This is a genomic window from Streptomyces phytophilus, from assembly GCF_013870535.1.
Lineage (GTDB): Bacteria > Actinomycetota > Actinomycetes > Streptomycetales > Streptomycetaceae > Streptomyces > Streptomyces phytophilus.
This window is the reverse complement of sequence record NZ_JACBXC010000279.1, coordinates 1-5948: the sequence shown is the minus strand read 5'-3', so window position 1 is coordinate 5948 and position 5948 is coordinate 1. Positions and strand designations below refer to the sequence as shown.

The window sequence follows — 5948 nt, the reverse complement described above, 5'->3', positions numbered from 1 at the left end:
GCCCGGCGGCGGCGGTCAGGACGCTGGTCGAGACCCGCGACGACACCCAGTTGCGCACCTGGCTGACGGCCGCCGGCGTACGCCCCGAGAAGCCGGTTCTGCTGGTCTGACGGACGCGTTCGGGAACCGTCCCCCTCGTACGGGCGTCATGTCGAACGAATGTCGGCGTTCCGTGAGGGGCCGTTCGCGTTATGTGATGTCCTGGACTCGCCGACCCACGCGGGGGCGAGGGAGGGAATCGGCCCGTGGTTCACGACAGCATCCGGCGGTGGGAGTCCGGGGCGCTCGCGCACGCCGTCTCCGACCCGTTCGCGGCGGGCCCGCTGCCGTGGCTGCACGCGGGCGAGGAGTCCTTCGAGGACGGCCGCCTCGTCCCCTGGTACGTCGACGCCGCCACCACCGGCGACGGCGGGGTCCACCTCGCGAACGACGTACTCCAGCAGATCAAGGGCTTCGCCGCGCCCTCGTGCGCCGAGCCCGGCGAGTCCGTCGACTTCCGCATCTCCGTCGACCCGCCGCAGGAATTCGGCGTCGACATCTACCGCATCGGCCACTACGCCGGCGACGGCGCCGCGAAGGTGACGAGCAGCCCGCGGCTCGCCGGCATCGTGCAGCCCGTGCCGCTGGCCGCCGGGCGCACGGTCTCCTGCCACCACTGGTGGCTCTCCTGGCGGCTGCAGATCCCGTCGTACTTCTCCCCGGGCGCGTACGTCGCGGTGCTCACCACCGCGGACGGCCACCGCTCCCACGCGCCGTTCACCGTCCGCTCCACCGAGCCCGCCGACCTGCTCCTGCTGCTGCCGGACGTCACGTGGCAGGCGTACAACCTCTACCCCGAGGACGGCCGCACCGGCGCCAGCCTCTACCACGCCTGGGACGACGAGGGCTCCCTCCTCGGCGAGCCGGAGGCGGCCACCACGGTCTCCTTCGACCGCCCCTACGCGGGCGCCGGCCTGCCCCTGCACGCCGGCCACGCCTACGACTTCATCCGCTGGGCGGAGCGCTACGGCTACGACCTGGCGTACGCCGACGCCCGCGACCTGCACGCAGGGCGCGTCGACCCGACGCGCTACCGCGGCATCGTCTTCCCCGGCCACGACGAGTACTGGTCGGTGCCCATGCGCCGGGCCGCCGAGCGCGCCCGCGACGCGGGCACGTCGCTGGTGTTCCTCTCCGCCAACACCATGTACTGGCAGGTCTCCCTCGCCCCCTCCGCATCCGGCGAGCCCGACCGGCTGCTGCACTGCACCAAGCGCCAGGGCCCCGGCCGCCCGGCGCTCTGGCGCGAACAGGGCGCGCAGGAGCAGGAGTTGCTGGGCGTGCAGTACGTGGGCCGGGTGCCGGAGCCGCGCCCGCTGGTCGTACGGAACGCGGACCACTGGCTGTGGGAGGCGACGGGCGCCCTGGAGGGCGACGAACTCCCGGGCCTGGTCGCGGGCGAAGCGGACCGCTACTTCCCCCGCGCCCCGCAGCCGAAGCACACCGAACGCAAACTCCTGGCCCACTCGCCGTACCCGGACTGGCGCGGGATCCGCCGCTACCAGGAGACGTCGCTGTACGAGACCCCGGCGGGCGGACTGGTGTTCGCGGCGGGCACGTTCGCCTGGTCCCCGGCCCTGGACCGGCCGGACCACGTGAACAGGGTGATCCAGCGCGCAACGGCGAACCTCCTGGACCGAATCTGCAAACGCGACTGACCCCGCCCGCCGGGCGGTGGGGGGCGGATTGCTGAAGACTGGGGGATGCAGAAGCTCTGTCTCGGTGCGCGGGTCCGTGTGCTGCTGGTGCTGCGCGGGTGCGGGTGGCTGGTCGGCGGCGGTCGGACGGGGGGCCTGATCGGCGGTCCGGCGGCGCGGTGTGTTCCCGACGCGGTCGGGGACTCGGCGGTGCTGCCCGCGGTCGTCGCTCGTACGTGACGGGTGTGCCCGGCGACGCCGGTGGTCCCGTGCCGCTGCTGACCGTCGGCCACGGTACGGTCGGCCGGGGTCGGCTCGCCGGGTTGCTGCGCGGTGCTGACGTGCGGTCGGTCGTCGACGTGCGGACCGCGCCCGGCAGCCGCCGCAACCCTGACGTGGCCCGTGATGCGCTGGCGCGGTGGCTGCCGCGTACGGGCATCGCGTACCGCTGGGAGCCCCGCCTCGGCGGCTTCCGCAGGGCGGCGCCGGACTCCCCGGACACGTACTGGGAGAACGCCTCCTTCCGCGGCTACGCCGGCTACACCCGCGACCCGCGCTTCACCGCGGCGCTGGCCGACCTCCTGCGTGAGGCGGCGACGGCCCGTACCGCGGTGATGTGCGCCGAGTCGCTGTGGTGGCGCTGCCACCGCCGCCTCATCGCCGACGCCGCCGTCCTCGCCCACGGCACGCCGGTCCTCCACCTGGCCCACGACGGCCGGCTCACGCCGCACCGGGTGACACCGGGGGCGCGGCTGCGCGAGGACGGCCTGCTGGTTTACGACGGTGGGGCGCAAGGAGACGGGGCGGGCGCGGGCTAGGCTCGGGTGATGGCTTCTCCGACCGGGCCCCCGCAGCCCGACGCGGGCGCCGCCGCCCGCGTGCTGTGCGACGTACGGGCCCTCGCGGGCGATCCCCCCGCACCCTCCGGCGTCCTGTGGAAACTGGCCGAGCCCGGCCGCCAGCTCGACGCCAACCTGGTCCGCCTGCCCGCGGACGCGCGCGTCGACACCCACGCCGAGCCCGACCTCGACGTCCTGCTCCTCGTCGTCACCGGCACCGGCGTGATGGACACCCCCGACGGCCCCCTGCCCCTGGCCGAAGGCGCACTCGTGTGGCTGCCCCACGGCTCCGTCCGCAGCCTCGCGGCGGGCCCGGAGGGCCTGGCCTACGTCACGGTGCACCGCCGCCGTCCGGGCATGCGGATCGGCCGCCGGCCGGGCGGCGGCTGAGGTCTCAGGCTGCCTCTTTGAGGTCGCGGAAGAAGGCGCGGATGTCGCCGACGAGGAGGTCCGGCACTTCCATCGCGGCGAAGTGGCCGCCGCGGTCGAACTCCGTCCAGCGGACGATGTTCTCCGTACGTTCGGCGAGGTGCCGCAGGACGACGAAGTTCTCCTGCGGGAAGGCGGCGAACGCGGTGGGGGTGGTCGAGCGCTCCGGCGGCCGGCCCCGGTAGGCGGCGTGGGCGCGCTCGTAGTAGATGCGCGCGGCGGAGCCTGCGGTGCCGGTGAGCCAGTAGAGCATCACGTTGGTCAGGAGGTGGTCGCGGTCGACGGCGTCCTCGGGCCGGTCGACCGAGTCCGTCCACTCCTTGAACTTCTCCGCGATCCAGGCGAGCTGGCCGACCGGTGAGTCGGTGAGCGCGTAGGCGAGGGTCTGCGGACGGGTGGACTGGATGTCCGCGTAGCCCTGCTTTTCGCGGCTCCAGTGCCGGAACCGCTGCCAGGAGGCGAGGGTGCGCGTGCGCTCCGCGGGGCTGTGGGCGGCGAGTTCGGCCTCGGTCGGCTCGGCCGTCGCCCCGGCCCCGGGGATGATGTTCAGGTGGACGCCGACGACGTCCCCGGCGTACAACCGCCCCAACTCGCGTGAGACGGCGGCACCCCAGTCACCTCCCTGCGCCCCGTACCGGCGGTAGCCCAGCCGCCGCATCAGCTCCCCGAACGCCCCGGCGACGCGCCGGTGCTCCCAGCCCTTCTCCCGGGTGGGCCCGGAGAACCCGAACCCGGGGATGCTCGGCAGCACCAGGTGGAAGGCGTCCGCGGGATCGCCGCCGTGCGCCCGCGGGTCGGTGAGCGGCCCGGCGATCCGCTCGAACTCGACGATGGACCCCGGCCAGCCGTGCGTGACGATCAGCGGCATGGCCCCGGGCTCGGGCGATCGGATGTGTGCGAAGTGCACGTCCGCCCCGTCGATGGCGGTCGTGAACTGCGGCCACCGGTTCAGCCGGGCCTCCGCCGCCCGCCAGTCGTACTCGTGCCGCCAGTAGTGCACCAGCTCCCGCAGATAGTCCCGCGGTACGCCGTAGTCCCAGCCGGCCCCGGGCAGCTCGTCGGGCCACCGGGTGCGGTCGAGGCGGCTCCGCAGATCCTCCAGGTCGCCGTCCGGGACGGCGACCCGGAACGGCCGGATGGTGTCGTCCGTCGTCATGTGCGGGAGCCTAGGCGGCCCCGCCGCCTGCGGCCTCGGCATTTCACGCCGGCGAGGCCGGCGGGCCCGGTGTTCCACGGGGTCTACGCGGGGCCTGGAGCACGACACGCGCCACGGCGCCGTCCGCACCGGCGGACGGGCTTCGAGCCAACGGAGCCGGAGTACTCCTGGACGTGGTCACCGCGCCTGCCCGGCCAGGAACTCGTCGAACGTACGGGCCGCGCGCCCGGTGAGGTCCCGTACCGCCGTCGTCACCTCGGAGACCCCGCCGGACGCCATGTCCGCGTAGAGCCACAGGAGATCGTCCACGAACCGGCCGGGGAGCCCCCGGGCGCGCAACTCCGCACCCGCCTCCGCGGGCGACTGGTCGTGGAACGGAACGCCCAGCTTCGCGGCGATCTCCCGGTGCGTCAGCGCCTCGGGCCCGGTGATGTCGTAGGCCAGGCCCGCGCCGCCGGAACCGGTCAGCAGCACGGCGGCGCAGGCGGCGATGTCGTACGCGTCGATGTACGCCACCCGCCCCTGCCCGTACGGGCCGGAGACCCCCCGCTCGGCCGTGAAGCCGCCTTCGCCGGTGAAGAAGTTCTGCATGTAGCCGGTGGGCCGCAGCAGCGACCAGGGGACGCCGGAGGACTTCAGGTACTGCTCGATCTCCCAGTGCGCGCGTACCGACAGCTTCGCCTCCGGCGCGGGCCGCCAGGCCGACACCTTCACGATCCGCGCCACCCCCGCGGCGCGCGCGGCGTCGATGGCGGCGGTCTGCTGCCGCACCATCGGCTGCTGCCCGGCCACGGGCAGCGCGCCGCCGCTGTTCAGCAGGAGACGGTCGACGCCGTCGAGGGCGGCGGCGAGGGAGGCCGGCCGGTCGAGGTCGCCGACGGCGAAGTCGCACCCGAGGCCGCGGCCCTTGTCCTCGTCCCGCACCAGGGCCCGGAACGGCGTGCCGGCCGCGTCGAGCATCCGGACCAGGTGCCGGCCGATGGTGCCGGTGGCGCCCATGACGAGGATCATCCGCTCCTCCAAGTTAACCTGAGGTGGTCTCAAGAAAACCTACCACGCTTACCCGAGGACCCCTCAAGTTATGCCGGACACCACCCCCGAGCGCCCACCGCGCCCGCGGCGCCCGCGCGCCGACGCCCAGCGCAACCGCCGGCGCCTGCTCGCCGAAGCCGACAGGGCCTTCCAGGAGAACGGCACCGAAGCCTCGCTGGAGAAGATCGCCCGCAGCGCCGGCGTCGCCATCGGCACCCTCTACGCCCACTTCCCCAACCGCCGCGCCCTGCTCAGCGCCCTGCTGCGCGACCGCCACGACGCCCTCTTCGCCCTCGGCGACGCCCTCCTGGCCGCTACCCCGCCCCCGCCGCCCTTCGACCAGCTCACCCGCTGGATGCGCGCCGTAGCCGAACACGGCGCCGTCTACAGCGGACTCGCCGAAGAACTCCTCGGCAGCTTCGACGACAAGAGCTCCGAACTCCACGCCGCCTGCGAACGCCTCTCCACCGCCGGCAAAACCCTCACCACCCGCGCCCACGCCGCCCGCGCCCTCCGCCCCGACACCACCCCGGACGACATCTTCGCCCTCATCGGCGCCGCCTCCTGGCTCCGCACCCGCACCCCCGACGACACCCGGGCCGAGCGCCTCCTGACCGTCCTCTTCCAGGGCCTGCGCCCGTAGCGGACCGGGAGCCGTCGGACGGGTGCGCCACGGGCGTACCCGGGGATCCGCGGTGAAGCCTTCGCCGCCAGGATGGTGAGCACCTTGGGGGCTGCGTAGCGGAGCCGGCCGGGCGGTCAGGTCCGTCGCCGGGAGCGTGACGTCGGGAGTGCGGCCGGGACGCCGATCGCGGC

7 protein-coding genes are annotated in these 5948 nt (G+C 74.3%); 5 read left to right on the top strand and 2 right to left on the bottom strand.

Annotated features, from left to right (window positions below):
- Positions 1-245 precede the first annotated feature (245 nt).
- Genes H5J30_RS14790 through H5J30_RS14775 form a run of 4 tightly spaced genes read left to right on the top strand, consistent with a single transcriptional unit; the run spans position 246 to position 2905 of the window.
- Positions 246-1697 (top strand): N,N-dimethylformamidase beta subunit family domain-containing protein, encoded by a 1452-nt coding sequence (locus tag H5J30_RS14790; protein WP_181787899.1) that lies wholly within the window; start codon positions 246-248, stop codon positions 1695-1697.
- Between the two features lie 45 nt (positions 1698-1742).
- Positions 1743-1916, top strand: a complete 174-nt coding sequence (locus tag H5J30_RS14785) for a hypothetical protein (protein WP_181787898.1) — start codon at positions 1743-1745, stop codon at positions 1914-1916.
- Positions 1913-2494 (top strand): DUF488 domain-containing protein, encoded by a 582-nt coding sequence (locus tag H5J30_RS14780; RefSeq protein WP_181787897.1) that lies wholly within the window; start codon positions 1913-1915, stop codon positions 2492-2494. The genes H5J30_RS14785 and H5J30_RS14780 overlap by 4 nt, the downstream gene beginning before the upstream one ends.
- A 9-nt stretch (positions 2495-2503) precedes the next feature.
- Positions 2504-2905: a cupin domain-containing protein gene (locus H5J30_RS14775; RefSeq protein WP_181787896.1), complete on the top strand. Its 402-nt coding sequence runs from the start codon at positions 2504-2506 to the stop codon at positions 2903-2905.
- Positions 2906-2909: 4 nt separating this feature from the next.
- On the opposite strand, the gene H5J30_RS14770 is transcribed toward H5J30_RS14775, so the two are convergent.
- Together H5J30_RS14770 and H5J30_RS14765 are read right to left on the bottom strand one after the other, a co-directional pair.
- Positions 2910-4100: an epoxide hydrolase family protein gene (locus tag H5J30_RS14770; RefSeq protein ID WP_181787895.1), complete on the bottom strand. Its 1191-nt coding sequence runs from the start codon at positions 4098-4100 to the stop codon at positions 2910-2912.
- A 177-nt stretch (positions 4101-4277) separates the two neighbouring features.
- Complete coding sequence (locus H5J30_RS14765) at positions 4278-5111, bottom strand: NmrA family NAD(P)-binding protein (RefSeq protein WP_258563320.1); 834 nt, start codon at positions 5109-5111, stop codon at positions 4278-4280.
- 70 nt (positions 5112-5181) lie between these two features.
- On the opposite strand from H5J30_RS14765, the gene H5J30_RS14760 reads away from it, so the two are divergent.
- A complete protein-coding gene (locus H5J30_RS14760) occupies positions 5182-5775 on the top strand; it encodes a TetR/AcrR family transcriptional regulator (protein ID WP_181787894.1) in 594 nt (197 codons plus the stop codon).
- Positions 5776-5948: the final 173 nt, after the last annotated feature.

What these genes read in the sequence shown, in the direction of transcription:
- H5J30_RS14765 (WP_258563320.1), bottom strand. Translation starts at nt 5,111, where the DNA reads ATGATCCTCGTCATGGGCGCCACCGGCACCATCGGCCGGCACCTGGTC.
- H5J30_RS14770 (WP_181787895.1), bottom strand. Translation starts at nt 4,100, where the DNA reads ATGACGACGGACGACACCATCCGGCCGTTCCGGGTCGCCGTCCCGGAC.
- H5J30_RS14775 (WP_181787896.1), top strand. Translation starts at nt 2,504, where the DNA reads ATGGCTTCTCCGACCGGGCCCCCGCAGCCCGACGCGGGCGCCGCCGCC.
- H5J30_RS14785 (WP_181787898.1), top strand. Translation starts at nt 1,743, where the DNA reads ATGCAGAAGCTCTGTCTCGGTGCGCGGGTCCGTGTGCTGCTGGTGCTG.
- H5J30_RS14760 (WP_181787894.1), top strand. Translation starts at nt 5,182, where the DNA reads ATGCCGGACACCACCCCCGAGCGCCCACCGCGCCCGCGGCGCCCGCGC.